General features: G+C 71.3%; 22 protein-coding genes. 10 read left to right on the forward strand and 12 right to left on the reverse strand.

The genetic code is table 11. The features are described from left to right. Nucleotides 1-167 precede the first annotated feature (167 nt). Entirely contained in the window at nucleotides 168-1,091 is a 924-nt protein-coding gene (locus ACW9TB_RS01185) for a cation diffusion facilitator family transporter (RefSeq protein ID WP_472746008.1), read from the reverse strand. Between the two features lie 82 nt (nucleotides 1,092-1,173). Between ACW9TB_RS01185 and cmtR the strand changes: the two genes are divergently transcribed. The 4 genes from cmtR (at nucleotide 1,174) to ACW9TB_RS01205 (ending at nucleotide 4,838) form a co-directional block, all read left to right on the forward strand. Next, the gene (gene cmtR, locus ACW9TB_RS01190; protein WP_472746009.1) at nucleotides 1,174-1,506 is read left to right on the forward strand and encodes a Cd(II)/Pb(II)-sensing metalloregulatory transcriptional regulator CmtR; all 333 of its coding nucleotides are present in this window, start codon (nucleotides 1,174-1,176) and stop codon (nucleotides 1,504-1,506) included. 118 nt (nucleotides 1,507-1,624) lie between these two features. Beyond that, nucleotides 1,625-2,089 (forward strand): hypothetical protein, encoded by a 465-nt coding sequence (locus tag ACW9TB_RS01195; RefSeq protein ID WP_472746010.1) that lies wholly within the window; start codon nucleotides 1,625-1,627, stop codon nucleotides 2,087-2,089. A gap of 134 nt (nucleotides 2,090-2,223) precedes the next feature. After that, nucleotides 2,224-3,561 carry a PLP-dependent cysteine synthase family protein gene (locus ACW9TB_RS01200; RefSeq protein WP_472746011.1) on the forward strand — a complete coding sequence of 446 codons (1,338 nt, stop codon included), beginning with the start codon at nucleotides 2,224-2,226 and terminating at the stop codon, nucleotides 3,559-3,561. After that, the gene (locus ACW9TB_RS01205; protein ID WP_472746012.1) at nucleotides 3,558-4,838 is read left to right on the forward strand and encodes an MFS transporter; all 1,281 of its coding nucleotides are present in this window, start codon (nucleotides 3,558-3,560) and stop codon (nucleotides 4,836-4,838) included. The genes ACW9TB_RS01200 and ACW9TB_RS01205 overlap by 4 nt, the downstream gene beginning before the upstream one ends. A 78-nt stretch (nucleotides 4,839-4,916) precedes the next feature. Here the strand turns inward: ACW9TB_RS01205 and ACW9TB_RS01210 are convergent, their stop codons facing one another. Next, complete coding sequence (locus tag ACW9TB_RS01210) at nucleotides 4,917-5,816, reverse strand: methyltransferase domain-containing protein (protein ID WP_472746013.1); 900 nt, start codon at nucleotides 5,814-5,816, stop codon at nucleotides 4,917-4,919. Nucleotides 5,817-5,844: 28 nt separating this feature from the next. Between ACW9TB_RS01210 and ACW9TB_RS01215 the strand changes: the two genes are divergently transcribed. Then, nucleotides 5,845-6,252 carry a MerR family transcriptional regulator gene (locus ACW9TB_RS01215; RefSeq protein ID WP_472746014.1) on the forward strand — a complete coding sequence of 136 codons (408 nt, stop codon included), beginning with the start codon at nucleotides 5,845-5,847 and terminating at the stop codon, nucleotides 6,250-6,252. A gap of 45 nt (nucleotides 6,253-6,297) precedes the next feature. On the opposite strand, the gene ACW9TB_RS01220 is transcribed toward ACW9TB_RS01215, so the two are convergent. The 4 genes from ACW9TB_RS01220 to ACW9TB_RS01235 form a co-directional block, all read right to left on the reverse strand. Further along, the gene (locus tag ACW9TB_RS01220; RefSeq protein WP_472746015.1) at nucleotides 6,298-6,579 is read right to left on the reverse strand and encodes a metal-sensitive transcriptional regulator; all 282 of its coding nucleotides are present in this window, start codon (nucleotides 6,577-6,579) and stop codon (nucleotides 6,298-6,300) included. Nucleotides 6,580-6,656: 77 nt separating this feature from the next. Next, nucleotides 6,657-7,325 carry an isochorismatase family protein gene (locus tag ACW9TB_RS01225; protein ID WP_472746016.1) on the reverse strand — a complete coding sequence of 223 codons (669 nt, stop codon included), beginning with the start codon at nucleotides 7,323-7,325 and terminating at the stop codon, nucleotides 6,657-6,659. A gap of 94 nt (nucleotides 7,326-7,419) precedes the next feature. Further along, the gene (gene dhbC, locus ACW9TB_RS01230) at nucleotides 7,420-8,568 is read right to left on the reverse strand and encodes an isochorismate synthase DhbC (RefSeq protein ID WP_472746017.1); all 1,149 of its coding nucleotides are present in this window, start codon (nucleotides 8,566-8,568) and stop codon (nucleotides 7,420-7,422) included. A gap of 82 nt (nucleotides 8,569-8,650) precedes the next feature. Next, nucleotides 8,651-9,415, reverse strand: coding sequence for a 2,3-dihydro-2,3-dihydroxybenzoate dehydrogenase (locus ACW9TB_RS01235; protein ID WP_472746018.1), 765 nt, complete (start codon nucleotides 9,413-9,415; stop codon nucleotides 8,651-8,653). A gap of 491 nt (nucleotides 9,416-9,906) precedes the next feature. On the opposite strand from ACW9TB_RS01235, the gene ACW9TB_RS01240 reads away from it, so the two are divergent. Next, on the forward strand, nucleotides 9,907-10,779 hold the full coding sequence (locus ACW9TB_RS01240; RefSeq protein WP_472746019.1) for a hypothetical protein: 873 nt from the start codon (nucleotides 9,907-9,909) through the stop codon (nucleotides 10,777-10,779). A 281-nt stretch (nucleotides 10,780-11,060) separates the two neighbouring features. On the opposite strand, the gene ACW9TB_RS01245 is transcribed toward ACW9TB_RS01240, so the two are convergent. Then, the gene (locus ACW9TB_RS01245; protein WP_472746020.1) at nucleotides 11,061-11,981 is read right to left on the reverse strand and encodes a DUF1996 domain-containing protein; all 921 of its coding nucleotides are present in this window, start codon (nucleotides 11,979-11,981) and stop codon (nucleotides 11,061-11,063) included. A 322-nt stretch (nucleotides 11,982-12,303) separates the two neighbouring features. Beyond that, nucleotides 12,304-14,052 (reverse strand): discoidin domain-containing protein, encoded by a 1,749-nt coding sequence (locus tag ACW9TB_RS01250; protein ID WP_472746021.1) that lies wholly within the window; start codon nucleotides 14,050-14,052, stop codon nucleotides 12,304-12,306. Nucleotides 14,053-14,477: 425 nt separating this feature from the next. On the opposite strand from ACW9TB_RS01250, the gene ACW9TB_RS01255 reads away from it, so the two are divergent. Together ACW9TB_RS01255 and ACW9TB_RS01260 are read left to right on the forward strand one after the other, a co-directional pair. Continuing rightward, nucleotides 14,478-15,473 carry a LacI family DNA-binding transcriptional regulator gene (locus ACW9TB_RS01255; RefSeq protein WP_472746022.1) on the forward strand — a complete coding sequence of 332 codons (996 nt, stop codon included), beginning with the start codon at nucleotides 14,478-14,480 and terminating at the stop codon, nucleotides 15,471-15,473. A 2,279-nt stretch (nucleotides 15,474-17,752) separates the two neighbouring features. After that, complete coding sequence (locus ACW9TB_RS01260) at nucleotides 17,753-17,944, forward strand: hypothetical protein (RefSeq protein ID WP_472746023.1); 192 nt, start codon at nucleotides 17,753-17,755, stop codon at nucleotides 17,942-17,944. Nucleotides 17,945-18,544: 600 nt separating this feature from the next. On the opposite strand, the gene ACW9TB_RS01265 is transcribed toward ACW9TB_RS01260, so the two are convergent. Then, the gene (locus ACW9TB_RS01265) at nucleotides 18,545-18,784 is read right to left on the reverse strand and encodes a hypothetical protein (RefSeq protein ID WP_472746024.1); all 240 of its coding nucleotides are present in this window, start codon (nucleotides 18,782-18,784) and stop codon (nucleotides 18,545-18,547) included. Nucleotides 18,785-20,309: 1,525 nt separating this feature from the next. On the opposite strand from ACW9TB_RS01265, the gene ACW9TB_RS01270 reads away from it, so the two are divergent. After that, nucleotides 20,310-20,651: a hypothetical protein gene (locus ACW9TB_RS01270; RefSeq protein WP_472746025.1), complete on the forward strand. Its 342-nt coding sequence runs from the start codon at nucleotides 20,310-20,312 to the stop codon at nucleotides 20,649-20,651. Between the two features lie 327 nt (nucleotides 20,652-20,978). Further along, entirely contained in the window at nucleotides 20,979-21,506 is a 528-nt protein-coding gene (locus ACW9TB_RS01275; RefSeq protein WP_472746026.1) for a hypothetical protein, read from the forward strand. 82 nt (nucleotides 21,507-21,588) lie between these two features. Here the strand turns inward: ACW9TB_RS01275 and ACW9TB_RS01280 are convergent, their stop codons facing one another. From ACW9TB_RS01280 to ACW9TB_RS01290, 3 genes are all read right to left on the reverse strand, one after another. After that, nucleotides 21,589-21,990, reverse strand: a complete 402-nt coding sequence (locus ACW9TB_RS01280; RefSeq protein ID WP_472746027.1) for a hypothetical protein — start codon at nucleotides 21,988-21,990, stop codon at nucleotides 21,589-21,591. A gap of 168 nt (nucleotides 21,991-22,158) precedes the next feature. Beyond that, entirely contained in the window at nucleotides 22,159-23,562 is a 1,404-nt protein-coding gene (lysA, locus tag ACW9TB_RS01285; protein ID WP_472746028.1) for a diaminopimelate decarboxylase, read from the reverse strand. Between the two features lie 228 nt (nucleotides 23,563-23,790). Then, entirely contained in the window at nucleotides 23,791-25,068 is a 1,278-nt protein-coding gene (locus ACW9TB_RS01290; RefSeq protein ID WP_472746029.1) for an aspartate aminotransferase type Ic, read from the reverse strand. Between the last annotated feature and the right edge of the window lie 204 nt (nucleotides 25,069-25,272).

Here is a 25,272-nt window from a genome sequence, read left to right on the forward strand (position 1 = left end):
GGGAACAGGCGCGGGGCGGGTGCGGGCGCAGGATTTACGCGGGGGAACAGGCGCAGGTGCAGGTGCGGGTGCGGGTGCGGGACGTGCGCGAGGGAACAGGCGCGAGGGCAGGTGCGGGTACGGGACGTAAGCGGGTAAAACGGGCGTGTTTGGGACCGCGCGGCGTCTCAGCGGTGCCGGGCGCCCTCGTGGTCCGCGTGACCGGCGGGTTCCAGTTGCAGCGTGGAGTGCTCGACGTCGAAGTGACCGGCCAGGCATTCGTGCAGCCGGTCCAGCACCGGGCCGAAGGAGCCGTCCACCAGGACACCGTCCTCCATCACGACGTGAGCGGACATGACCGGAAGTCCCGAGGTGATGGTCCAGGCGTGCAGGTCGTGGACGTCGATGACCCCCGGCGTCTCCAGCAGGTGCCTGCGGACCTCCTCCAAATCGACGCCCCGGGGAACGGCTTCGAGCAGGATGTCCACGGCCTCGCGCAGCAGGCTCCAGCTGCGCGGCACGATCAGCAGGGCGATGGCGACGGAGACGATCGGGTCGGCCGTCGTCCAGCCGGTGAGCGCGATGACGACCGCGGCGACGATCACCGCGACCGAGGCGAGCAGGTCACCGAGGACCTCCAGGTAGGCGCCCCGCAGGTTGAGGCTCTCCGCCTGGCCGGAGCGCAGCAGCCACAGCCCGATCGCGTTGGCGACCAGGCCCGCCGCTGCCGCGACGAGCATCACCGTCCCGCCGACCGGCTCGGGATCGGCGAAGCGCCGGACGGCCTCGTACAGGATGTAGAGGCTCAGGGCGAGCAGGACGACCGCGTTGATCGCGGCGGCGAGGATCTCCGCCCGCTGGTAGCCGAAGGTCCGCCGGGCGCTGGCCGGTTTGCCGGCCATCCAGACGGCGAACAGCGCCAGCGCGATGCCCGCGGCGTCGGCGGCCATGTGCCCGGCGTCGGCGAGCAGCGCCAGGCTGCCCGACAGCGCCGCGCCGACGACCTCGACGACGAGCACGGCGACGGTGAGCAGCAGCACGACGACCAGGCGCCCGCTGTGTGCCGCCGCCGCCGTCGGCCTCATGTGCCCGTGTCCGTGTCCGTGCCCCATGACGCTCCATCTCCGTGGGTACAGTTTCCAGTGTTTATACAGCAATCACTGTATATACAGCAACTGATGTATTGTGATAACCATGCTCACCGCCACGACGCGTCTTGACGCGATGGCCCGCCTCGGAAGGGCGCTGGCCGACCCCAACCGCTGCCGGATGCTCATCGCCCTCCTCCAGGGACCCACCTACCCGGCGCGGCTGGCGGACGAGCTCGGGCTGACGCGCCAGAACGTGTCCAACCACCTGTCCTGCCTGCGCGGCTGCGGCCTGGTGGTCGCGGTGCCCGAGGGGCGCCAGACCCGGTACGAGCTGGCCGACCAGCGCCTCGCCCACGCCATCGAGGACCTCGTCCACGTCGTGCTCGCCGTCGATCCCGACCATCGCGATGCCCACGAGGCGGATCCGACGGGATAGCTCTATACCGGTATCACCGGGTTCCTCAGCCTCTTAACTGCCCATCTAGCGCTCTTTAATGGCATAAAGTAACCCCCCGGAGTCGAGTGGCGACAGACGGTAATGTACGTTTGTGGTCATGATCGTGTCGATGCGGCGAGTCGCGCAGCGCGGAGGCGTCACCCTCGCGCTAGGGCTGGCCGTGCTCGGCGCCGTCGTGCTGTTGCATCTGGCGTTGTACGTCGTGGCCCCCGGACATCGGGGACACCTTCACGCGCCCGGCCACCGGCTGCCGGTCACCGCCGACACCACCGGACGCCTCACCGTGATCGGCCCTCTGATCGGCACCCAGGTGCCCGCGGACCACATACCGTGCCCGGCGCCACCGCCCGCCGACGAGGATCACCATCTGTGCGGCGCGGCGGCCGGAGCGCAGATCACCGGCACTCGTGCACCGGTGCCGACCGGCCCGGTCGTCGGTGACCCGGTGGCCGCCGAGGAGGCCCCGGCCCCCTCGGCACCGCCCGCCCGGCGCCGCGCGCGACCGGTCCGCCCGCCCCCGGGCGCGGCGTTACTCCTTCTCAAATCCGTTTCCCGTATATAGCCCGCCCCGCGGGCCCGCTCCAACGACTCCACGCTCCGTACGAGCTCCTCGCGAGCTTCTTACGAGCGGTACGAGCCGTCGTTCGCGCGTGCCCAGAAGCGAGTTGATCACTTCGCATCCAGGGGAAACGGATCATGACATATACACTTAATTCACCGCAGACCGACACCGCCTCGCTCAGCCGGTTGATCACCGGGGCCACCTGCCACACTCCCGAGCACGTGGTCGGCAACACGCCGGTGCTCTGGGTTCCCGAGATCGCCTCGGGGCGGGGGCCCGGATTCTGGGCGAAGCTGGAGGGCGGCAACCCCGGCGGGATCAAGGACCGCTCCGCGCTCTACATCGTCGAGCGGGCACGCGAGCGCGGCCTGCTGCGGCCGGGAGCACCCATCGTGGAATCCACCAGCGGGACCTTCGGGCTGGGCCTGGCGCTGGCCGGTATCGTCCACGGCCACCCGGTGACGCTGGTGACCGACCCGGGCATGGAACCGCTGATGTGCCGGCTGCTGTCGGCCTACGGGGCCCGCGTCGTCGTCGTCACCGAACCGCATCCGGTGGGCGGCTGGCAGGAGGCCCGCCGTCAGCGCGTGCGGGAACTCCTCGGCGAGCACCCGGACGCCTACTGCCCCGACCAGTACAACAACCCCGACAACGTCGCCGCCTACGCGGGACTGGCGATGGAGCTGGCCGGTCAGCTCGGGCGGATCGACGTCCTGGTGTGCAGCGTGGGTACCGGCGGCCACAGCGCCGGTGTCTATCGCGCGCTCCGGCGCTTCTACCCCGACCTGCGGCTCGTCGGCGTCGACACGATCGGCTCGACCATCTTCGGCCAGCCCGCGCGCCCGCGGCTCATGCGCGGCCTGGGCAGCAGCATCTACCCGCGCAACGTGGCGTACGAGGCCTTCGGGGAGGTCCACTGGGTCGCGCCCGCGGAGGCGGTCTGGGCCTGCCGCAGGCTGGCCGCGCTGCGGTACGCCACCGGCGGCTGGAGTGTCGGCGCGGTGGCCCTGGTCGCGTCCTGGCTGGCCCGCGCGCTGCCCGGCTACACCCGGATAGCGGCGATCTTCCCCGACGGCCCGCACCGCTACTTCGACACCGTTTTCAACGACGACTACTGCGCGGAACACGGCCTGCTCGGCACGCCTCCGATGACGGACCCCGACGAGATCGCCCATCCGGCCGAGCGCGAGCCGACGCGCTGGACGCGATGCGCGACCGTGCTCGACCCGGCCTCTTTCCTGGGACACGGCGTCGCCGACCTCGGAAACGGCATCGCCATCCCGAGAAACGGCGTCGCCGACCTCGGAGACCGCGTCGCCATCCCGGAAAACGGTGCCGCCCTTCCTGGAGACGGCGTCGCGGAGACGCCGTCGGCCGCCACGGAGGACGGCGCCCGCGCCGAGGTCATCGCCGTCGAGAGGGCGACCGGGAAAGCCGTCGAGAAGACGGCCGGGGAAGGCGCGTCGCGGTGAGGAGCACCCTGGCCCTGGCCCTCTCCTTCGACCGGCCGGTGCGACTGCTGCTGGTCAACCAGCTCACCATCAACATCGGCTTCTACATGCTGATGCCCTATCTGGCCGGTCACCTGTCGGGAACGCTGGCGCTGCCGGCCGCACTGGTCGGCCTGGTCCTGGGCATCCGCAACCTCAGCCAGCAGGGCATGTTCCTGGTCGGCGGCACCCTCGCCGACAGGCTCGGCCACAAACCCATGATCGTCGCGGGCTGCGCGCTGCGCACGGTCGCGTTCCTGCTGCTCGCCGTGGCCGGTTCCCTGCCCGCGCTGGTGGTCGCCTCGGCTCTGACCGGGTTCGCCGGTGCGCTGTTCAATCCCGCCGTACGGGCCTATCTCGCCCGCGAGGCCGGGGCGCGGAAGGTCGAGGCGTTCGCCGCGTTCAACGCCTTCTCCCAGCTCGGCATCCTGGTCGGGCCGCTCATCGGCCTGCTGCTCAACGCGGCGGGATTCAGGCTCGTCTGCCTGGTCGCGGGCGTGATGTTCGCGGTCCTGACGGTCGCCCAGACGCGGGCGCTGCCCACGGGAGCCGCTCCGGAGGGTGGCGAGGGTGAGCGGGGCGTGCTGCGGGCCTGGCGCGGGGTGGTCGGCAACCGGCCGTTCCTGCTGTTCTCCCTGGCCATGGTCGGCTCCTACGTGCTGAACTTCCAGGTCTACCTGGGGCTGCCGCTGGAGGTCCGCCGGGTGACGGGCGGCGAGCTGGGGATCACCCTCGTGTTCGCCGTCTCGGCGGTGCTGACCCTCGCGGGCCAGGCCCGCCTGACGGCGTGGGCGACCCGGCGGTGGCGACCGCCGCGGGCCATCGCGTGGGGCCTGGCCCTGATGGGGCTCGCCTTCGTCCCCCTGGCCCTGGCCGCCCCCTGGGCGGGCACCGCCGTCGTACCGCCCACCGGCGCCGCCGGGATGCTCGCGCTGGTCCCCGTCCTGGGTACGGCGGTGCTGCTCAGCCTGGCCACCATGATCATCTATCCGTTCGAGATGGCGACCATCGCCACCTTCGGCGGCCGGCACATGGTGGGCACGTACTACGGGCTCTACAGCACCCTGGCCGGGGTCGGCATCGCCGCGGGCAACCTCCTCACCGGGTGGGCCCTGGATCTGGGCGCGCGGGCCGGCCTGCCGACCCTGCCGTGGCTGGCCCTGGCACTGATCGGCCTCGGCTGTGCCGCGGCCGTCGCCGCCCTGGACCGGTCGGGGCGCCTGTCGGCCTCACCGGAGAACGCCCCGGCCACGGTGTGAGACACCACCGGCCGGTCCGGTCCTGACGACCGGGGGGACGGGTCCTCCTCACCGAGGGTCCCGCCGTCCCCCCGGCCGTCAGGGGCGTCGCGCGCCCGCGACGAACAGCGGCACGGCGAGGAGGAGCCGTCCGGTACGCGCGCGTTCGGCCTGTTCCGCCATCCACCTACCGGCGTCATCCGCGGTGATGGCACCGGCGTCCCGGGCGGCACCGGCGGTCCTCGTGAGCACGGGCAGCACCAGCGGGCCGGTGAGGACGGCGGTGTGGACCTCCACGGTGACGCCGTCGAATCCGGCGTCCAGCAGGAGGGCTCGATAGGCGCGGGCGGCGCGGGGCGCGGGGATGAGGTCGGCGCGGGCGTGCACGATGGTCCGGGTGAGGGCCGGGGTGTCGGAGTCGATGACGAAGGTGTCCCAGTCCTGCCCGACCAGGACGACGCGCCCGTCCGAGGCGAGCACCCGTCGCGCCTCGCCGAGCGCCCCGGCGGGATCGCCGAACTCGTGGTAGAGCTTCTCGGCGCGGTATCCGGCCAGCTCCCCGTCCCGGAACGGCAGGTCGCGGGCGTCGCCGACACGGAGATCCGCGCCGGGCGCGCGCCGACGGCCCTCGGCGATCATCGGCTCGCTGAGGTCGATGCCGGTCGCCCGCGCGCCGCGCCCGGTCAGCTCCGCGACGGCCCGGCCGGTCCCGCAGCCGACGTCGACCACGGGCGCCCCGGGCGCGAGGTGGAGCAGGTCGTAGGAGCGGGCGCGCGACCGTACGGAATCGGGGAGGGCGTCGAGCGCATCGAGCAGCCGGATCAGGTCGGTGCCGGTGCCGCCTTCCGGGGCTTCCGGGGCTTCCTGGTCTTCCGGGTTCCTCTGGCCCGCACGGTCTTCCCGGGCCGCACGGTCTTCCCGGGTTGCACGGGCCGTACGGTCTATATGATCTTCCTGGGTCGCATCGTCCGCTTGGTCGGTGGTGGTGTCGTTGGACATGTCATCGAGAATGCGACTTAATGCCGACATGAAGTCAAGCGACGATGGCGCGATGATGAGCATCGGCGAGATCGCCCGGCGGTTCGGCCTGCCCACCCATGTCCTGCGGCACTGGGAGTCCATGGGACTTCTGACCCCCGCCCGCGTCGCGGCCGACCGTCGCCGTTACGACCGTGACCACCTCTATCGCGTCGCGGTGATCCTGCGCGCCAAGGAAGCCGGGTTCTCCCTCGCCGACATCCGGGAAATGATCGCCACCGGCGATCCGGAGGTGCGGCGCGACATCCTGCGCCGCGGGCACGCGGACCTGACACGACGCGTCGCCCAGGCACGGTCGTCGCTCCACATGATCGAATGTGCCCTGGAATGCGACCACGAGGACTTCACCGGCTGCGCCCACTTCCAGCGCACCGTGGCGGAGAAGATCGGCGTGTGACCGTCCGCGACGGGCTCGGGAACGGTGACGCCCGTCGCGACGCGCTCAGGAACGGACGAGGCGGGCGATGGCGTCGGACGCCTCCCTGATCTTCTCCTCCGCCTCGGCGCCACCCTTGGCGGTGGCCTCGGCCACGCAGTGCGCCAGGTGCTCCTCCAGCAGCGACAGCGCGAAGGCCTGCAGCGCCCGGTTGGCCGCCGACACCTGGGTGAGGATGTCGATGCAGTATTTGTCCTCCTCGACCATTCGCTGCAGGCCCCGCGCCTGGCCCTCGATCCGGCGCAGCCGCCGCAGGTGGTCCTGCTTGCTCGCGGTGTATCCGTGCATCTCTCCCCCTCGCTCGGCTCCCCCGCTCAAGAATACCCCCCGATAGTATTCACAGTAGCCTCGCGAACCGGGTCCGGCTACACGCCGCCGACCACCTCGGCGGGCGGCGACACGGACTCCCACTCCCGTAGCAGACCCCGGGTGACGACCGTGACAGCGCAGCGCTGCGCGGCGTACGTGAGGGCCATGGCGTGGTGTTCCGGGGAGAAGTCGGCGACGGCGTCGGCGACGAGGAACGGCTGGAGATCCTGCATGAAGGCGTCGCAGGCGGTCATGAGGCAGCCGATGTGCGCGTACACCCCGCAGACGATGAGCTGGTCGCGTCCCATGGCCTCCATCCGGGCACGCAGCTCGGTCCTGTGGAAGGCGCTGTAGCGCCACTTGGTGAGCAGGATGTCGGGCTCCGCGGGGAGAAGGCTCGCGACGATCTCGCTCTCGTGGAGACCGGGGATGCCCGAGCCCCAGAAGTCCTGGAGCAGGCCGCGCTCGTGCCTGCTCTGGCCACCGGGCTGCATCGAGTAGACGACGGGGACCCCCAGCCCGGCGCAGGCGTCGCGCAGGAGACCGACGTTGGCGATGAGCCCGGTCAGCGGCGAGGCACCGGCGGTGAAGGGGGCGATGAAGTAGTTCTGCATGTCGTGGACCAGCAGGATGGCGCGGCGCGGATCAGGGCGCCAGCCCACCCTGTTCTCGGGAAGGTCGTCCTCCCCCGGCAGCGGGTAAGAGGCGATCTGGGGAAGGGCCACGGACACTGTCTCCTTTCCTGCGATGACTTTCCAGCGGTGACTTTCCTGCGGGCTTTCCTGCGGGCTTTCCTGCGAGTTTTCCTGTGACGGCGGGTCAGCGTTCCTGGTCCAGGCCGACGGCGCGGAGCATGGTCTGGAACTTGGCGGTGGTCTCGGCGAGCTCGGTCTCCGGTACCGACCCCGCGACGATCCCCGCGCCCGCGAACAGCCTCAGGGTCTGGTCGGCGATCTCGGCGCAGCGGATGGTCACGACCCACTCGCCGTCGCCCGTCGCGTCACCCCACCCGACCAGTCCGGCGTACAGGCCGCGGTCGAACGACTCGATCTCCTCGATGGCCTGGCGCGCGGCGCCCGCGGGCGTACCGCAGACGGCGGGGGTGGGGTGGAGTACGGTGGCCAGCTCCAGCGACGTGACCGCCGGGTCGTCCAGCACGCCGGTGATCCGGGTCGACAGGTGCCACATGGAGGCGGTGGACAGCGGCGAGGGCCCGGCGGGAACGGACAGCCTGCTGCAGTACGGGCGCAGCGCCTCCACGATGCTCTCGATCACCAGGGCGTGCTCGCGAAGGTCCTTGTCCGAGGCGAGCAGGGCGCGGGCCCGTTCGCGGTCGACGACGGGGTCCGGGTGGCGGGGCGCGGATCCCGCGAGGGGGTTCGTCGTGATCCGGCGGCCCGAGCGGGAGACGAGGAGTTCGGGGCTGGCGCCCAGGAGGGTGCGGGCCGTGTCGTCGCTCGACGGCAGGTCGACCGCGTAGCCGTAGGCCTGCGGGTCGCGCCGGACGAGGTTGCGCAGGATGCGGCCGACGTCGACGGGGGCGCCCATGGTGATCTCCATGGTGCGGGCCAGCACGATCTTCTGGAGCTCTCCGGCGGTCAGCTTGGCCAGCGCCTTCTCCACACCGCGCACGTAGTCGCCGGAGTCGGAGGCCGGGCCGAGCCCGGTGAACGTCCCCGCGATCCGCTCGGGGGCCGCGGAGGGACCGGCCGGTGGGCTCGTCCAGCAGACGGCGGCGGGTACCAGCAGGCGCGCGGGACGGTCGTCGCGGAAGGGGATCGCCCCCACCACGACGGGGTTGGGGTGGCCGGACTCCCGCGCGTCGCGCAGGGTCGAGGCGACCCGCCCCTGCAGGCTCGTCGTCCCGGAGTCGGGAACCTCCCGGACCGTTCCCCTGGCGAGGAGGGTCCGGGTCGGCGAGGTGAAGAAGAAGGTGCCGGGCTCGTAATCTCCCAGAAGGTCGGGCATTCGGGACATGGTGAGGGCGTCGTTCGACGACATGGTGAAGAGGTCTCCTGTCGGGAGGGGTCCAGGAACGAGGGGGGCCGCGCTACGACCGGAGCGTGGCGCCCCCGTCGACGTACAGGTCCTGCATGGTGATGTGCCTGGCACGGTCGGAGGCCAGGAAGAGGACGGCGTCCGCGATGTCGGCGGGATCGGCCAGCCTGCCGAGGGGGATGCCCACCCGGAAGGTGGCCGGCGAGCCTTCGATGGCCGTCCGGGCGTCGTGGCCGCCGGTCCACAGGGCACGCTGCATGGGAGTGTCCGTGGAGCCGGGCGACACCACGTTGCAGCGGATGCCGTACGGCGCCAGCTCCAGGCCGAGACACTTGGTGAACTGCGCGGCGGCGGCCTTGGAGGCCGCGTACGCCGACATGTTCATCCGGGGCACGCCCGCGGCGTTGGACCCCACGGTGACGATCGCCCCGGATCTGCGGGGGATCATCCGGCGGGCGACCGCGCGGGACAGGTGGAAGACTCCGCCGGTGTTGACGGCGAAGGTGCGGGCCCAGTCGTCGTCGCTGATGGCGACCGCGGGTCCCGAGCAGAGCACTCCGGCGACGTTGACGAGCAGCCCGATCGGGCCGAGATCGGCCTCGACCCGCGTGACCACGTCGTCGACGGCGGCGCTGTCGGTGATCTGGCAGGGGTAGGCGACCGCGGCGCGGAGCCCGGCGGCGACCCGCTCGACCCGCTCGGCGTTCACGTCGAGCGCGGCGACGCGTGTGCCCGTCGCCGTCAGGGCTCGCGCCACCGCCTCGCCGATGCCCTGCGCCGCACCGGTGACCATGGCCACCGCGCCTTCCGTCACCATGTCCTCACCGTCCTCGCCGCCTGTGCGTCACGCCGCCCTCGTCACGGTCAAGCCCGTGCCGGTAGGCAGGTTAGCTCCATCACTTTGGGTCGCGCAGCAAAAACTTATAGTTACTTTTCACAGATCAGGAGGACATCACGGAGGTTAGTGGGAACACTCCGGCCTGCGGGACGCTGTGATCCGGGGAGACCCCGGGTGGCGGATCGGCCCCCGGCGGCAGCCCTCCGGAGCGGAGTCGGTTTCCGGGCTCCCGCCCAGTTGGGGGGCGATTCGACGTGTTTATGGTTAGTCAACATCGTGTCAACCCGCATGACTTAACATCATCATTCGTGACAAGTCAGGATATTTCCGGGCAACAGACCTATATTCCCTCCGCGTCCTCAGCCGAATCCCTCGTGGAGCCTGTGGAGCCCCCGGGAGCGACGGCCGACGAACGCACCCGCCCGGCGAGGCCCGCAGAGCCTGCGGGACCTGTGGATCCTGTGGATTCCGTGAACTCCGAGGAGGAGCAGGAGGACAACAGCGGCGTCCTGGCGATGATCGAGCGCATCGGCTCGGTCGTCGTCCCGATCGGCGTCGCGCTCTACGCCGTCCTCTACCTCGGCGTGGAGCAGATGTACGGGGTGTTCAACATCAGCCCGCAGCAGGCGGGGATCGACCAGTCCGTCCTGCTCGGCCGGTTGATGGGGACGCTGATCCTGCTCCTGCTGATCGTCCTGCCGCTTCTCGGCCTCGTCGTCGGGGTGGGCTGGCTGGCCGACAGGCTGACCCGCGGCGCGATCGGAAAGCTCACGGCGGCCGTACGACGGCGGCCCTGGGTGGCCGCCCTGATCGCCGCGCTGTGGTGCGGCGCGACCTACTGGGGTCTGCTGGACCTCATGGGCGGGCTCGACCTCGCGGCGATGGTCGTCGTGGCGGTGGGGCTGGGCGTGCTGACGTTCCTGGTGCCGTTCCGGCTGCTGCGCCGCAAGCCCGTCGGCCGCGCCGGTATGAAGGTGCTCACCGGAGCCCTCACCGGCATCGGCCTGGGGTTCCTGCTGATCCTGCAGATGATGACGGGAGCGGCCCAGGTACAGGAGACGGGACAGGCCAACGACCTCCTGCCCTTCGTCGGGTTCCAGGACCAGTGGGCCGTCATCAAGAGCGCCGAGGACGACAAGCCCCTCTACGAGGGCCGGTGGATGATGCTGCTCGGCGAGAGCGAGGGGACGTACGTCTTCTACGACTGCGACAAGCTGGAGACCTTCCGGCGCCCGATCGAGACCACGAACCTCGGCGCCATCCAGCTCCAGCCGGAGCGGGAGGCGGACTACAAGTGCGGCACGCTCGCCGGGCAGGACAAGCAGGCGCAGGCGAGCGAGTAGGCGCACCCGGGCAGGATCCGAACAGACGCCCCCGAGTCGGCACACCGCCTCCGCTCCGTGACGCCCGCCAACGGCGGGACCTTAGGGTCGCCCGGATCGGTGAACCGGTACGGCCCCCGCGACGCCCGCCGGCGACGGGACCCGAGGTTCCGGGTCCCGTCGCCGGGGACGGCACGGGGGATCGGTTTGGGAGTCGGCGGCTCCCGCACCGGTGCCGTCAGAACGAGGTACCGGGCCGGCACACCGTTGTCAGGACGGGATGCGAATCCGGCACTCCGGCGTCAGGACGGGGTACCGTCCGCGCCGCACTTGATGACCGGGCGGATGCAGTCACGCACGCGACGCTCCATCTCGGCCACCGGCCAGGCGTTGAAGAAGTCGCCGTGCATCGTGTATCCGGCGCCCGACGCCAACCGGAAGTTGGCCGGGTTCCCGCTCACCGGGTAGCGCAGCACCTGGCGCAGCTTCGGCACCGGCACCGGGTGCGAGGCCGGGCAGGCCTGGCCGACCGGGTAGGCCATGTGACTCTTGTGGTCGGCGGAGTCCAGGTTCCGGCCGTCCCAGCACTGCGGGAAGTCCAGGTAGGACTCCATCATGGTTCCCGCCGGGCAGTTCACGAAGTCCTTGGATGGCGGGACGTGACCGGCGTGCAGGCACGACCAGCGGGCGTTGCTGGTCGGGTCGTTGGGGGTGGTCGCCTTGGCGTTGCCCGCGACGATCCGCAGGCCCAGCGGGAGCGCCTGGGTCCTGGCGACGATGTCGGCGCGCACGCCCTCACCCAGGTAGTAGAACGTGGTGATGGTCGGCTCCACCGGGGTGTTGCCGTTGTACAGGGTCGGCACCCAGTACGACGACAGGTCGGTGCGCGGGTTGCAGTTGCTGGGAGAGTTCTGCAGGGACGCCAGCGTCGTGTTGGCGTTGGTGGTGGTGCTGCCGAAGAAGCTGTGCATGTGCGACGCGCCGGGCATGCCCGGGAAGATGATCGGGTCGTCGGGCAGCCGGTGACTGAACGGGCAGTCGGCGAGGAACTCCGCCACCCGTACGATCGCCGCGGACGAGCCGTCCGCCTGGGCCTTCGACGTCGCGCTTGCCTGGGTGGTGTGAATGACGAGAGAAGTGCCCAGGAGCGCCACGATGGCGGTCACCAGGGTCAGCGGGCGTAACCGGCGTCGTAGGCGGGCTGGGGAGAGTGCCGGGTGCATGGATGGACTCCTTTTTGGGGGGACTCCGGCCGTTGAGGCTCCGGTTCTGGGGGGCTCCGGTGATGGGGCCCTGGTTCGGTGAGGCCCCGGTTCCGGTGGGCTCCGGTTCCGGGGACTCTGTTTCGAGAACTTTGATTTCGGAGACCCGGCTCCGGTGGGCTCCGGTTCCAGGGGCTCTGGTTACGAGGGTTCTGATTTCAGAGACCCGGTCCCGGTGGGCTCCGGTCCCGGGGACTCTGATCTCGGGGCCCCGGCTCCGGTGGGCTCCGGTTCCGGGGAGACTCCGGCACGGCCCGGGCGAGCCGTGCCGGAGAAGACGGGACTACTTGTAGACGCGCACGTAGTCGACGAGCATCTGCTTGGGGAAGCCGGTGCTGGCGTCCGGCGGGCCGGGCCAGTCACCGCCCACCGCGAGGTTGAGGATGATGTAGAACGGGTGGTCGAAGACCCACGGTCCCCGCGTCGCCTCGACCTGCGCCTTGCTCAGGGTGAGGACCGTCCGGCCGTCCAGGGTGTAGACGATGCCCTTGCTGTCCCAGGTCGCGGCCCAGACGTGGAAGTCGTCCGAGAAGTCCGCGCCGTTGGGCAGCGTGTACGGGGCGCCGATGCCGCCGCCACCGTTGTAGGCGGGGGCGTGGATGGTCGAGTAGGAGGTCTTGACGTCCTTGCCGAGCACCTCAAGGATGTCGATCTCTCCGTTGTACGGCCAGGGCCTGCCGGTGAGGAAGTCGGCGCCCATCATCCAGAACGCCGGCCACAGGCCGTTGCCCTTCGGGACCTTGACGCGCGCCTCGACCTTGCCGTAGGTGAAGGTGAACTTGCCGCCGGTGTTGATGCGGCCGGAGGTGTACCGGCAGGGTCCGCCGGGGCAGGCCGATCCGGCGGTGGTCTCCTGCCGTGCCGTGATGACGAGGTTGCCGGTGCCGTCCATCGCGGTGTTCTCGGGCTTGTAGTACTCAAGCTCGTTGTTCGGGCCGGTTCCCGGGTCCTGGGTCCACTTGGCCGCGTCGGGCCTGGTGCCCGCGCCACCGTTGAACTCGTCACTCCAGACGAGCGTCGTCGGCGGGTTGGCCGGGTCCGCCGGGAGCGGCGGCGGCGTGATCGGGGCGCCACCGGTGCCCCAGACCTGGAACTCCCACAGCGAGTAGCCGTACGGGGTGGCGCGCTGCGTGCCGTACATGCGCACGTAGCGGCCGGTGCCGTTGACGGTCAGCGTCTGCTTGAAACCGGTGCCGGTGGTCGTGGAGTAGATCGGCGTCCAGGTGGTGTTGTTGTCCGAGACCTGGATCTGGAACGCCCTGGCGTAGGCCGGGTCCCACTGGAGGACGACCTGCTTGATCTGCGCGGTCGCGCCGAGGTCGACGGAGATCCAGCCCGGGTCGACCCAGCCGGTGGTGGAGCTGGTCGCCCAGCGGGAGGCGGCGTCACGGTCGAACGCCCTGGCCGGGGTGCACTCCCAGCAGTTCCCGTCGCTCTGGGAGGTGGAGGCCGCGCCGGGCCTGCCGTAGGACAGCAGCTTCAGCGCGCCGGGGTCCTCGGGAGAGGGAGTGGGGGTGGGGGTCGGGGTCGGGGGGGTGCCCCCGATGGTCCCGTAGACCTGGAACTCCCACAGCGAGTAGCCGTACGCGGTGGAGCGCTGCGTGCCGTACACGCGCACGTAGCGGCCGGTGCCGTTGACGGCCAGCGTCTGGTTGCCGCCGGCGCCGGTGGTCGTGGAGTAGATCGGCGTCCAGGTGGTGCCGTTGGGCGAGGTCTGGATCTGGAAGGCCCTGCCGTAGGCGGCCTCCCAGTTCAGCGTCACCTGCGTGATGGTCGCGCTGGCGCCGAGGTCGACCTGGATCCACTGCGGGTCGCTGAACGCGCTGGACCAGCGGGTGCCCGCGTCGCCGTCGACGGCCGAGGACGCGGGGAAGACCGCGTTCTCCGCAGACGAGGCGGTCGCCGTCTTGCCCTGGGAGAGCAGGGCGTCGGCGGCGGCCGCAGGCATGATCGCGAGGTAGGACGTGACGAGGGTGACGGCCGCGACTATCAGCAGGGCCACGCGGCGGCCGGGACTTCGGGACGAGGGCATCGCGTCTCCTCGGGGTGGGGGGTGCGTACCGGTATCGAGTCGGGGAGCGCTCTCTCAACCAGAGATTGCTCTCGTCCGACAGGAGCTGTCAAGTGTCCGTTTAACCAGGATGAAACGGGCTACACATGATCTGGCAATCAACTGCACATCTCGGGGAGCGCTCCCGGGCAATCGTTTGCATCGTTACAACGAGCTGTGAGCTGGGCCTAAGAAGATCCTTTCCGGGGAGCGCTTTCCCGGATTTTCGCCGCCGGTCGCCGCGAGGGAAAATCCAGCGCCGTTCGGGGCATTGACAGAAATCTCCCTTCCGGTCACCCTTTGTGAGGGAGCGCTCTCTTCATGATCACCGACTAAGCTTTGGGAAGGGTGGGACCGCACGTTCAGGCACCACCGGTCAACGGCGGTACGAACTGCGGGAGAACCACATGAGACGACCCACCCTGGAGGCCGTCGCCACCCGGGCCGGCGTGTCCAAGTCGACGGTCTCCAGAGTGGTGAACGGCGAGCCGACGGTCGCCACCGACATTCGCGACCTCGTCATGCGGGCGGTGAACGAGCTGGGCTACATCCCCAACCCCGCGGCGCGCAGTCTGGTGACCCGGCGCACCGACTCCATCGCGGTGATCGTCTCCGACCCGTCGTCCGGACTCGTCTCCGACGACCCGATGTTCTCCACGGTCGTGCGCGCGGCCAGCCGCGAGTTCGAGGCGGCGGGCAAGCAGGTCGTGCTCATGCTCGCGGGCTCCGACGACGCCCGCGTGCGGACCCGGCAGTTCGTGGCCGCACGCCACGTGGACGCGGTCATGCTCGTGTCGATGCACGGCGCCGACCCCCTGCCCGCGGCGCTCGCCGCCACGGGCGTCCCCCTCGTCTCCCACGGCAGGCCCGCCTACCGGCTGGACGTGCCGTGGGTCGACAACGACAACACCGGCGGAGCCGCCCAGGCGGTACGGCACCTGCTGGAGCGGGGGCGGCGCCGGATCGCCACGATCTCGGGGCCGCTGGACATGTCCGCCGCCCAGGACAGGATCGGCGCCTACCGCGAGGTGCTGAGCGAGACCGGACGGCGCTCGATCGTGGCCATCGGCGACTTCACCCGGATCTCCGGGGCCGAGGCCATGGCGCAGCTGCTGGAGGACGACCCCGCGCTGGACGCGGTGTTCGCCGCGAACGACCTGATGGCGATCGGCGCCATGCGGGCGCTGCGCCGGGCGGGCAGGCGGGTGCCCGACGACGTGGCGGTGGTGGGGTACGACGACATCGAGGCGGCCCTCTACACCGATCCCCCGCTCACCACGGTGCGCAGCCCCATGGGCGAGCAGGCCGCCGCCTCGGCCCGCCTGCTGCTCGGCCTGCTGAGAGGCGAGCCCACGCCCCCGGTGATCCTCCCGACCCAGCTCGTGGTCAGGGAGTCCAGCTGACCGGAGACCCACCGGCCGGTCCGTCACCCGGTCGGTCGCGGCGGGGTCGTCGGATCAGGGGTGAACGTCCGGCGACGAGTCCATTCAGTTCGCACTGTGGTTGTGATGAGGAAATCACTCCAAAAATTCCCAGAAAACGCCGATAGCGTTTATGTCGGACAAATGGGATGCGAGGGTGAGTGCCCGCCAAGTGCACACAGTGGGAAAAATAAACAACTTGGACATATTCCCACCGTTGACGAATCCGTTTAAACCTTGTTAACGGTGATTCCGCTTTGCCATGTCGATCATCGGGTAACTCCTGCATGCCGCCACCGTCGCGGTTTAGGCAATCCGATTCCCTTGAATCACAAAAGACATGGAATGCGATGACTCCTAGCGGTAGAAGACGGGCTCCAACCATTAATTCCGGCAAACGTGCTCGAAATTGGTCCGTCGCAACAACAGCAATCGGTGCCATTCTGGCGCTTTCCTGCCAAACCCCGGCCAGTGCCGTCACCGACACCACGACAACCCTTCTCTCCGGCACGCGAACCGTCGACAAGGAGACCGCCCCGGCCCGCAAGGCCACCGGCAGAATCAAACATTCGCGCGTCTATGTGATGGAAGGCGCCGCACAGCAGAAATGCAAGTGCGGCAGGAAGCGTTGCGGGTGCCGCGACGGCCGCGACGGTGTCGACGGCGAGGACGGGCTGCCGGGAATCGGGTTCCCCGGCCCTCGCGGACCGGCCGGGCCCCCCGGGCCCGCGGGTGGTCCTCCCGGACCTCCCGGTCCCCAGGGCCCCCCTGGCGCGACGGGAGCGACCGGCCCCGCCGGAGCGGCGGGTCCCGCCGGACCCACCGGCACGGCCGGTCCGACCGGACCGTCCGGAGCGACCGGGGCCACGGGCGCCACCGGAGCCCCCGGCCCCGCCGGGACGCCGGGAGACCCGGGACCGGCAGGCCCCTCGGGCCCCCCTGGAGCCGGAGGACCACCCGGAGCGACCGGGGCGACGGGAGCGGCGGGCGCACCCGGCGCACCCGGACCTGCGGGGCCCATCGGTCCTGCCGGTGCCGACGGCTCCCCAGGACCAGCAGGACCCGCGGGACCCGCGGGAGCCGGAGGACCGGCCGGACCCGTAGGACCGGCGGGACCCACCGGCGCCGACGGGGCGGCAGGCCCCTCGGGCCCCGTGGGACCCACCGGATCCACCGGAGCACCCGGCCCGGCCGGAGTGCCGGGAAATCCGGGACCGACCGGCCCCGCCGGTGAACCGGGCGCGACCGGACCGGTCGGGCCGACCGGGGCGACGGGAGCGGCGGGCGCACCCGGCGCACCAGGACCGGCCGGAGCCACCGGATCCACCGGAGCGACCGGACCCGCCGGACCGGCTGGACCCGCGGGTACCGACGGCGCTCCGGGACCGGCTGGACCCACGGGCGCCGACGGTGCCACGGGACCGGCAGGCCCCGCGGGACCGGCTGGACCCACGGGCGCCACCGGAGCACCCGGACCCGCCGGAGTCGCGGGAGACCCGGGACCGACCGGCCCCGCGGGAACCCCGGGAGCCGCGGGACCACCCGGAGCGACCGGGGCGACGGGAGCGGCGGGCGCACCCGGCGCACCAGGACCGGCCGGAGCCACCGGCCCCGCGGGACCGGCGGGCGCGGACGGCGCCCCGGGACCGGCAGGACCGGCGGGTGCCGACGGCGCCCCCGGACCGGCGGGACCGGCGGGGGCGGCAGGACCCATCGGACCGGAAGGACCTGCCGGAGCCACGGGGGCCACGGGCGCCACGGGTGCGGCGGGACCCCCCGGAGCCGACGGAGCGGCGGGACCGACCGGTCCTTCCGGCACACCGGGACCGGCGGGACCGCCCGGAGTGGACGGCGCGACGGGCGCGGCGGGCTCGCCGGGCGCCCCCGGACCGGCGGGAGCCACCGGATCCACCGGGGCGACCGGAGCACCCGGCCCAGCGGGACCGGCAGGACCCGAAGGACCGACTGGACCCGCGGGACCGGCAGGCCCGGCAGGCCCGGCAGGCGCGGACGGCACCCCCGGACCGGCGGGACCCGCAGGACCCGCAGGCCCGGTAGGACCGGCAGGACCGGACGGCACCCCCGGACCGGCGGGACCCGCGGGACCGGCAGGCCCGGCAGGACCGGTGGGACCCGAAGGACCCGCGGGACCGATCGGCCTGACCGGGGCCACGGGACCGGCGGGCCCCGCGGGACCGAGCACCCTGGTCACAAGGCAGGTTGTTCCGGGAATACCGACACCCGTCCTTCCCGGCACGACGGTGCCTGTCCTCGGTGGCATCTGTCCGGTGGGCACGCTCGCCATCAGCGGAGAGTGGATCGGCAGCGCCCCGGCCGTCGACGTGACGGCCTCCCAGTTGCTGCTCACCAACCAATGGAGTGCGACATTCGCCAACGGCGGGCTTCTCACGCCCATCGTGACGGTCTCCTCCTTGTGCGTGGGGCCCTCCTAGGGGTCCGGCGCCTTCCGGGGCGGCACGCGCCTCGACGGCGTGTCCGGATGTTTTCCCGAGAACGTGATCGCGTTGACGGGGCACCCGGATGCGGCGGGTTTTCCACAGGACGCCATTAGGCGTCATCGAGCGGAGGGTTTCCTCAGGACGCCGGAAGGCGTCGTCGAATCGCGTCGCCTTTGACAGGTGGCGGGGCTCTTGATGGTGCCGCGATCAATTGGGATCGCTTCCATCGAGGGCCTCGCCACCTGTTTTCGTGTTACGCGCCAGGCCGGTTCCCCGCCCGGCGTCCCCCGTACTCCACCCCGTGACCAGGAGGTTCGGCACGCCTGCCGACCGTGCCGATCCGGGCCGGTTCCCGGCGTCATGAGAGCGGCGAGGGCATCGCGTCGGGGCGGAGAACCGGCGGGGAGGCCGTACCGGCTCCGGCGGACCGTGCTCCAAAAAGCTATTCAAAAGTCGTTCACACAGCCGGGGATTCCCAATTACGACATATAGCTTGATAAGGCAAATTCCAGCTGGTTAGACAAAGCTATCAAGCTCGACAATATGGACATATTCTCGTCGTTGACGAATCCGTTTAAACCTTGTTAACGAAGGTTATGCTTTGCCGCGCCGATCATCGGGTAATTCCTGTTTGCCGCCACTGTCGCGGTTTAGGAAATCCGATTCCTTTGGATCACAAAAGACATGGAATGCGATGACTTCTAGCGGTAGAAGACGGGCCCCAGTTACCGATTTCGGCAAACATGCTCGAAATTTGTCCGTCGCAACAACAGCAATCGGTGCCATCCTGGCGCTTTCCTGCCAGACTCCGGCCAGTGCCGCCATCGACACCACGGACATCATCCTCACCACACAAGACAGCGACATCAAGACCGCTCCGGTCCGTACGGCGACCGGCATATTCGACAGCTCGCGGATCTATGCGATGGGGACCACCGCGCGGGGAAATTGCAAGTGCCAGGGAAAGCACTGCAAGTGTGACCGTCTCGGCCGAGGTGACCGTGGTACCGAGAAGGGACTTCGTGAGGTCGGGCCGCAGGAGTCCGGGCTGCGCGAGTCCGCGAGCCCTGCCGCTCTGACGGCCTTCCAGGAGCCCGGTCCCCCCGGACCTCCCGGACCGGCGGGCCCGGCGGGCCCGCCCGGCGCACCAGGCCCGGCGGGTGCCACAGGGGCGGCCGGACCGGCCGGACCGACAGGAACCACCGGAGGAACGGGTGCCACCGGCGCACCCGGCGTGGCGGGCGCACCAGGCCCGGCGGGCGCGCTGGGAGCGACGGGCGCCACGGGCGCGCCGGGCTCACCTGGCCCGCTCGGTCCCCCCGGACCGACGGGAGCCGTCGGCCCGACCGGACCGGCGGGAGCCACCGGACCCACGGGTAACACGGGACCGGTCGGACCGACCGGAGCGACGGGCGCGGCGGGCGCGATGGGCCCGGCCGGACCCGCGGGAGCCATCGGACCCGTCGGCCCGATCGGACCCATCGGACCCATCGGCCCGGCCGGAGCGACCGGCGCCGTAGGAGCCGCCGGACCGGCCGGTCCCATCGGACCGATCGGACCCATCGGCCCCGCCGGGGCCACCGGAGCCGTAGGAGCCACCGGCCCCGCCGGACCCGTCGGCCCGATCGGACCCATCGGGCCCATTGGACCCATCGGCCCGGCCGGAGCGACCGGAGCCACCGGAGCGGCCGGTCCCATCGGACCGATCGGACCCATCGGCCCGGCCGGAGCGACCGGAGCGACCGGCGCCGTAGGAGCGACCGGAGCCACCGGACCGGCGGGACCCATCGGACCCATCGGCCCGATCGGCCCGATCGGGCCCGCCGGAGCCACCGGGGCCGCCGGGGCGACCGGAGCGACCGGCCCCATCGGGCCCATCGGCCCGGCCGGGGCCACCGGAGCCACCGGGGCCATCGGCCCCATCGGACCCGCGGGACCGGCAGGACCCGCGGGACCTGTCGGAGCCACCGGGGCGACCGGAGCCATCGGGCCGATCGGCCCGGCCGGAGCCACCGGAGCCATCGGCCCCGCCGGACCCGCGGGACCCACGGGAGCGACCGGAGCGACGGGCGCGACCGGCGCCGTCGGACCCATCGGACCCATCGGGGCCACCGGATCCACCGGAGCCCCCGGCCCCGCCGGAGCGCAGGGAGTCGCGGGACCGACCGGACCGGCCGGACCTCCGGGAGCGACCGGACCGGTCGGACCGACCGGAGCCACCGGAGCGGCGGGCCTGCCGGGCGCGCCAGGACCGACAGGAGCCACCGGTTCCACCGGAGCGACCGGAGCGACCGGCCCCGCCGGACCGACCGGCCCCGCCGGACCGACCGGACCCCTGGCACCGCCGTCCGCCGTGTCCGTGGCGTACCTGCTTCTCGACCCGATCACCACGTCGGTCCGGAACGACGGGACGACACAGATCCGCGACCCGCGGACGACACCGTTCTGGCACAACATCTCGACGCTCGGCGGCTATCCGGCCAACGCGAGCGACGTCGGCACGACGGTGATCGTGGACGGTGTGCTTCCGTACCTCAATGTCACGGTTCAGGGTTCGACCGGTCAGGTCGCCCAGACAAGGTGCCTCATGGGGCTCCCGGTTCCGGTCGTGGGGGGCTTCTTCGCCCCCGGAGCGCCCCTCGGGCCTCCCGCCTACCCCGCGAACTGCGACAACTTCACCAACATAACGCCGCCGCTCTAATCGTCTTTGGAGCATGACGGTACACAACAAAATGCCGTGCCCGGCGTCGGCCGGGCACGGCATTTGTCCTGTCACATCCGTCACACATGGGCATTGTCCGGCCGAAAAAAGTGCCGTCGCTCGTCAATTTCCCGACCCGCCGCCCCTTTGTTCTTGCGATATATGAAACCGGGCATAGAATATCGGCGATCGCATCTGGGAGTCGGGGGATATTCTCATGCGCGTGGTCCGCGACGGGTCCCGATCGTCCACGGGGCCGGGTGATCCGAGAGCCGGCCGCGGGCAGGCCCGCCATGGTCTCTCCTCCCGCTCCGGAAAAGGAGCACCATGCCGCCGGTCCTGCCGTTCGTGGCCTCGGCCGTCCTGACCCTCGGGCTCGTCGTCCCCACCGCCCCGCTCACCGCGTCGACCCACCTGATCGCGCTGAGGATGGCGAGCCTGGACATCACCGTCCCCGCCTCGGTGACCCTCGGCAGCGCGAGGATGAACGGCACGATCAGCGCCAACATGGGCACGGTCACGGTGCTCGACACCAGAGCGGTCCTGTCCAACTGGGTGGCGACCGTGTCGGCGACGAACTTCACCAGGACCGGCTCCCCCGCGTCGGTCATCGACAAGGCCCAGGTCTCCTACTGGTCGGGCCCCGTCACCGCCTCGGTGGGCATCGCCGTACGGACCCCCGGGCAGGCCAACGCGGCGGCGGCCCAGAGCCTCTCCTCACCGCGCACCGCGTTCACCAAGCAACTGGGGGTGCTCGGCACCTCCACCAGCTGGAACCCCACCCTCGTCGTGTCGGTCCCCAACTTCGCCGTCGCGGGCACCTACACGGGCACGGTCACCCACTCCGTGGTCTAGGCGCGGCCCGTCCAGGAGCCGCCCGGGGATCCGCGCCGCGAGACCGTACGTCCGCACGAAGCCGTACCCGGTCGCGGGCGTGTCAGTTCCTGGCGAGGACCAGCTGCGAGGCGTCCTCCCCGGGCAGCGGGACGCCGAGACGCCGCCTGGCGGCGACCGTCCGGTGCGCGGCGGCGCACGCGTTCGCGCCCAGCGCGACGACGACGAGCAGGCCGAGGCGGAGCAGGTCCGGTCTGCCGAAGCTGAGCTCCCCTGCACCGTTGACCAGGAATCCGGTGGCGAAGAGCCACGCCATGACGGCCGTCGCCAGCGCGACCCCGGCGCGGACGCCGCAGGCGGAGTAGGCGCACACGACGATCACCGTGATCGCCACACGGCCGATGACCTCCGCCGGGGCGAGGAGCAGCGAGGCGGTCGCGGTCGTGGCGACGACGGTGACGAATCCTCCGGTGAGCGAGAACCCTGCCGGTTCGGTCCCGAACATCGCTACCACTTCCTCACAAAACAGACATTCGTTATATAATGGACATTCCTCGAAGAGGCAGACTCCTGTCCCTCCATGAAACCCGGGAAATGCTCGCGGGCCAATGTTGATGCGTTTTCTTCACCTTTTCCCCACGTTCATTTGCGCCATTCCGTACGGGCCGATCTCCTACAGGCCCACGTCGCGGCGCATCAGGTCCCGGTCCACCTCCCTGCGGACGAGCAGCCTCGCCCGGCCGTCGCGTACGGCGACGACCGGGGGCCGGCCCGTGAGGTTGTAGGTCGAGGCCATCGAGTGGTGGTAGGCCCCGGTGGCCGCGAGCGCGACGAGGTCGCCCGGCCGCAGGTCGGCGGGGAGCGGGACGTCCTCCGCGATCGTGTCGCCCGTCTCGCAGTGGTGGCCGACGACCGTGAACGAGCGCGGCCCCTCGCGGGAGACGCGCCCGGCGAGCCGTACGGTGTAGCGCGCCCCGTACAGGGCCGGGCGGGGATTGTCGCTCATCCCGCCGTCGACGGCGGCGAACGTCCGCGAGCCCCCGTGCTTGACCGCGACGACGCGGTAGAGCGTGGTCCCGGCGGCACCGGCGATCGCCCGGCCGGGTTCCACGATGAGCCGGGGCACCGGCAGGCCGAACCCGGCGGCCCGCTCCGTGATCGCGGTGACGACCGCGTCCGCGAAACGCCCCAGGCCGAACCCCTCCGCACCCGGCAGGTACGCGATACCGTGCCCGCCGCCCAGGTCGAGCTCGGGCAGGATCACCCGGTGGGTGTCGCGGATCCCGGCCATCTCGCCGACCAGGATCCTGGCCGCCCGCTCGTACGGCTCGATGTCGTCGATCTGCGAGCCCAGGTGGCAGTGCAGCCCGGCCAGTTCCAGCCGGGGCTGGCGCAGGACCCTGGCCACGGCGTCCCCCGCGGCCCCGCTCACGATGGACAGGCCGAACTTCTGGTCCTCGCCCGCGGTACGGATCTTGGGGTGGGCGCCCGCCTCGATGTCGGGTGTCACCCGGACCAGTACCTTCTGGCGCCGGTCGATCGGGACGAGCGCGGCGAGCCTGTTGATCTCGCCGATGTTGTCCACCACGATCCTGCCGACGCCCTCGTCCACCGCCCGGCGCAGCTCGGCCGGTGTCTTCGCGTTGCCGTGCATGATGATCCGCCTCGCGGGGAACCCGACGGACCTGGCCACCGCCAGCTCGCCCCCCGAGCAGACGTCGAGGCTCATCCCCTCGGACCGCGTCCAGTCGGCCATCGCGCGGCAGAGGAACGCCTTGGCCGCGTACGCGATCTCGGCGTCCGGGAGCGCGGCGCGGTAGGCACGGCAGCGCAGCCGCACGTCCGTCTCGTCGATCACGTAGCTGGGGGTGCCGAACCGGTGGGCGATCTCGGTGAGGGGCACCCCGCCGACCGTGACCTCTCCCGTGGCCGTGACACGCGTGGTCGCCGACCACGGGGAACCGGCGATCTCACCGGACGCGGCCGTCGCCCGCCCGGGGAGACCGGTGGCGGGGACCCCGGGACCCCGGCGGACGGGTAGCGGCACCGGGGTTCCACTCGCGTGCGAGACGCCCATGCTTCCTCCTGCTTTCGCGGCCCGGCCGAACGGCCGGACACAGGGGACGCTAGGTCGGCGAAGGGCGGGCCGGGCGGTTCCGGACGGGACCCTGACGCTCCTCCGCCCTACCCTGACACCTCCTTGACGGCCGGACACGGGACGTGATGCCGGAGACGCGGAACGTGAGGACGGCGGCCCCGGGAGTCCCCCGGCGCGGAGAACCCGGCCGGGGGACCCGAGGATGCCCTAGCGGGCGCCCTCCAGGAGCTTCTCGGTGGCGACGAGGCGTACGCAGGTGGCGAGGCCGGAGATGGCCAGCTCCAGCTCGTCGAGCCCGGGGTAGGTGGGGGCGATGCGGATGGTGCTGTCGCGGGGGTCCGTCGCGTACGGGTGGGTGGCGCCCGCGGGGGTGAGGGCGATGCCCGCCTCTCCCGCCCGCCGCACCACCTCGCGGGCGCATCCCTCCAGCACGTCGAGGCTGACGAAGTAGCCGCCCGAGGGGCTGGACCAGGTCGCCAGGCCGGTGCCGCCCAGCTCCTTCGTGAGGATCGTCTCGACCGCGTCGAACTTCGGCCGGAGCAGCTCCCGGTGGCGGCGCATGTGCTCGGCCAGGCCGTCCGCGTCGCGGAGGAACTCCACGTGGCGGAGGTGGTTGACCTTGTCGGGGCCGATGGTGCGCTTGGCGGTGTGCCCGAGCAGCCAGGCCACGTTGGTCGGCGACGACCCGAAGAAGGAGACGCCGGAACCGGCGAAGGTGATCTTCGAGGTGGAGCCGAAGACGAAGACGCGGTCGGGGTTGCCGTTCTCGGCGCACAGCGCCAGGACGTCGGCGATCTCCGCGGGCGTGTCGGTCAGGTGGTGCACGGCGTAGGCGTTGTCCCAGAAGATCCGGAAGTCCGGGGCGGCGGCCCGCATCGCGGCCAGGCGCCGCACCGTCTCGTCACCGTAGGAGACACCGCTGGGGTTGCTGTACTTGGGCACGCACCAGATGCCCTTGACCTGGGGGTCTTCGAGGACGAGACGCTCCACGACGTCCATGTCCGGCCCCTCGGCGTTCATCGGCACGGGGATCAGCTCGATGCCGAACCGCTCGCACAGGGCGAAGTGGCGGTCGTACCCGGGCACCGGGCACAGGAACGCGACCCTCGGCTCGTCGGCCCAGCGGCGCTCGGCGCCGGGCAGCGTCCCGAGCAGGGCGTGGACGATCACGTCGTGCATCAGCGAGAGGCTGGAGTTGTCCGCGGCGACGAGCTGCGCGGCGGGCACCTGGAGCGGGCCGCTGAAGATCTCCCTGATCTCGGCCAGGCCCTGGAGCCCGCCGTAGTTGCGGCAGTCGGTGCCGTCCGCGGCGGTGTGACCGCCGGGCAGGTCCAGCAGCGCCTCGGAGAGGTCGAGCTGCCGCGCCGACGGCTTGCCCCGCGTCAGGTCGAGGGACAGGCCGCGCCGGACGAGCGCGTCGTAGTCACGCCGGGCGGCGTCCCGCTGGGCGGTCAGCTCGTCGATGGTGAGGGCCGGAGAGGTCACGGGAGTTCCTTCGCCTGCTGGTGATCGGCTCCGGAGACGGTCGGCGACCGGCTGGAAAGACGGTGGAGGAGCGGCTCCGAAGGTGGCCTGGGTCAACTTCGAAGGATAGAAGACCCCTCCGCCCGACCGGAAGCCGGACCGCCCGCGTCACACCGGCCAGGGACGATGTCACACCGGTCCGAGGCGATGTCACCCCGATTCAGG

Source organism: Streptosporangium sp. H13245 (assembly GCF_055690525.1).